Source organism: Streptomyces sp. P5F9 (genome assembly GCF_057961495.1).
In genome coordinates this window covers 1-2,505 of record NZ_JBXVPZ010000785.1, presented here as the reverse complement: position 1 = coordinate 2,505, position 2,505 = coordinate 1, and the positions used below count along the sequence as shown (strand labels likewise).

The 2,505-nt window shown below is 70.2% G+C and carries 5 protein-coding genes; 2 read left to right on the top strand and 3 right to left on the bottom strand.

Going from position 1 to position 2,505, the window contains the following annotated elements; translation table 11 throughout:
* Positions 1 to 88 precede the first annotated feature (88 nt).
* Together AC31A1_RS50030 and AC31A1_RS50025 are read left to right on the top strand one after the other, a co-directional pair.
* On the top strand, positions 89 to 412 hold the full coding sequence (locus tag AC31A1_RS50030) for a type II toxin-antitoxin system Phd/YefM family antitoxin (RefSeq protein WP_489659698.1): 324 nt from the start codon (positions 89 to 91) through the stop codon (positions 410 to 412).
* Positions 409 to 816 carry a type II toxin-antitoxin system VapC family toxin gene (locus AC31A1_RS50025; RefSeq protein ID WP_489659697.1) on the top strand — a complete coding sequence of 136 codons (408 nt, stop codon included), beginning with the start codon at positions 409 to 411 and terminating at the stop codon, positions 814 to 816. The genes AC31A1_RS50030 and AC31A1_RS50025 overlap by 4 nt, the downstream gene beginning before the upstream one ends.
* Here the strand turns inward: AC31A1_RS50025 and AC31A1_RS50020 are convergent.
* From AC31A1_RS50020 to AC31A1_RS50010, 3 genes are all read right to left on the bottom strand, one after another.
* The gene (locus AC31A1_RS50020; protein ID WP_489659696.1) at positions 805 to 1,497 is read right to left on the bottom strand and encodes a nucleotidyltransferase domain-containing protein; all 693 of its coding nucleotides are present in this window, start codon (positions 1,495 to 1,497) and stop codon (positions 805 to 807) included. The genes AC31A1_RS50025 and AC31A1_RS50020 overlap by 12 nt on opposite strands.
* Positions 1,498 to 1,518: 21 nt before the next feature.
* The gene (locus AC31A1_RS50015) at positions 1,519 to 1,932 is read right to left on the bottom strand and encodes a Rieske (2Fe-2S) protein (protein ID WP_489659695.1); all 414 of its coding nucleotides are present in this window, start codon (positions 1,930 to 1,932) and stop codon (positions 1,519 to 1,521) included.
* A gap of 42 nt (positions 1,933 to 1,974) precedes the next feature.
* Positions 1,975 to 2,505: DUF6529 family protein (locus tag AC31A1_RS50010; RefSeq protein WP_489659694.1), on the bottom strand; the 531-nt coding region annotated here is incomplete at its 5' end.

The following is a 2,505-nucleotide window of genomic DNA, read 5'->3' as shown; positions in this document are numbered from 1 at the left end:
GGCTCGGGGAGCTTTGGGATGCCTGACGTGTCGTGTTCGTGTCTGACACCGGTGGGCCCTGTCAGGCGGTGGGCGTGTCGTGGCAGGCATGGGTAGGACGAAGCGCAGGCGTGTGCCGGTCCGGGAGCTGTCCCGGCACACCGCGGCTCTGTTGGACGCCGTGGCGGCGGGCGAGTCGATCGAGGTCACTCGGGACGGGGTGCCGGTCGCCGTACTGTCTCCGCTGGAGCCGGCCGAACGGGACCTCCGTGCCGCGATCGCCATCGGGTTGCTCGATGCCTCGGTCATGGACGACGGCCACGGCGTCGAGGCCGCGGACGCGCTGGAGCGGCTCCGGGCGGTCAGACGGGACGCGGAGGGACGCGGCCCCACCGCGGAGCTGCTCGCTCAGCGCGGGGAGGAGACGCTGTGACGTTGCTCTACCTCGACGCGTCGGCGATCGCCAAGCTGCTGCGGGTCGAGGCGGAGACGACGGCGCTGGAGCAGTGGATCGGACAGCACGGCGGAATGCGTCGTGTCGTGACCTGCGACCTGGCGCAGACCGAGGTGCGGCTGCTGCGTCGGCTCGGCGCGGACGAGGTCGAGCGGGCGGCCGCCGATGCTCTGCTGAACGCCATCGCGCGGGTTCGTCTCACGCCTGAACTGATGCAGGAGGCGGGGGAGTTGGCGCCGAACACCTCGCCGCGCGGCCTTGACGCGATCCACACCGTGGCGGATCTCAAACTCGGGCACGGGGTCAGCTGGTTCGTGACGTACGACAAGCGGCAGGGCGAGGCCGCCGTCGACGCGGGGCTGTCGGTGGCGTCACCCCGGTAGGGCGTCGGTGGACGCGCGGCGGACCCGGATCAGGAAATCCTCCACTCGCCGGCGGTCCGGTTCCGGCGGGAGGGGGGTGTGGGTGGCTGCCTCGTCCGTCTCCGTGGCCAGGCGGGTCATCCAGGACTCGACCTGCGGCCAGGGGACTTCGCCGCGTTTCACCGCGAGGAGCGGGGCGCGTTGGTCTCCTACGTCGATCTTCAGGGTGCCCGTGCGGAGCAGATCGCGGGCGCTGGTGAGGAGGCGGAGGAGGTGCATCGCGTGTTTCCAACGCGGGGCGCCGTGCGTGCGGATGTCGACCTCCAGCTTCTTGCGCTGGCCCAACGCGTAGCGCGTGAAGGTCTCGTGGACCTGGCGGGAGAGGAACGCGTCGCGCAGGGCGAGGAGTTCACGGCCGGTGTCGTCGACGTGCTCCACGAGGGGGGAGTGGAGGCACTCCAGGATGTTGGGGTTGGCGCGCAGGGCCAGTTCGCAGAAGCGCTCCAGCTCCCAGCTGAACTGCTCCTCCGCCGGGCCCTCGATGTGCGTCGGCGGCTTGTCGAAGCGCCAGAAGAGCGGGGTGGGGGCCACGAACACGCCCCGGCGATCCGTGTCGCTGCCGTCCGTCGCCAGGCCGAAGGCGCGTGAACCCATCACGCAGGCGTAGATCGTGTGGTCGCGGACCAGGCTCTCGAACGGCATTCCCGGAGCGTACGTGGCATCTCACGCCAGGCGGATCGAATTTCCCTCCACCTTGATCTGCTCCGCGGGCAGCGACTTCGGCGCCGGTCCCGCCTCCACGGAACCGTCCGCGATGCGGTACTTGCTGCCGTGGCACGGGCAGTCGATGGTGCCGTTCGCGACGGTGCCGACCGTGCAGCCCTGGTGGGTGCAGATCGCCGAGAAGGCCTTGAACTCGTCCTTCTTCGGCTGGGTCACCACGATCTTCTGGTCCTTGAAGATCTTGCCCCCGCCGACGGGGATGTCGGAGGTCTTCGCCAGCTCCTGGCCGCCGGTGGCCTTCACGGACGACGAGCCCGAGGAGTCGTTGCTGTCGCCGTACTTGCTGCAGCCCGCGGTGAGCGCGGCGGCCGCACCCGTCGCGAGGACCGTGCGGCGCGTCGAGCTGTCGGTCATGTGGTCACTCCGAGGGGGGTCGTGTCGTGGCTACGGCGGTGGTCATGTCGTCACTCCGACCGTGCGGAAGAACCAGAGGGCGGATGTCAGCCAGAGCAGCGTGAGGACGGTGAAGACCAGTCCGCCGACGAGCGGCAGCAGCCAGCCGGGCAGCCGTTCCGAGCGGAGCAGCAGCATCTTGGCACTGAAGGCGCCGAAGAACGCGCACCCCAGGACGGAATGCCACATCACGCGTGTCGAGTACGTCTGGTAGCCGAACGCGTAGAGGCAGTGCACCGCCACCGGCACCGCCACCAGGAACGCGATCCGCCCCGACCAGCGGTGCAGCGTCGCCGACCAACTCGGGCCCGGCAGCCTGCCGTAGACCATGAAGGCCGAGACGACCTGGACGAGGGCGAAGAAGAACGCGGTGGTCGCGAGCCAGGACTTCACCGCGCCCGTGCTGCTGAAGCCGGCGAGGTTGAAGGCGGTGCCCGCCGGGTCGTGGACCTTGCCGTAGACGCCGAGTCCGACCGCTACGGCCGCGGCCACGAGGGCCGGGACCAGGTAGCGGGCGGGGCTGTCGTGGGGGCG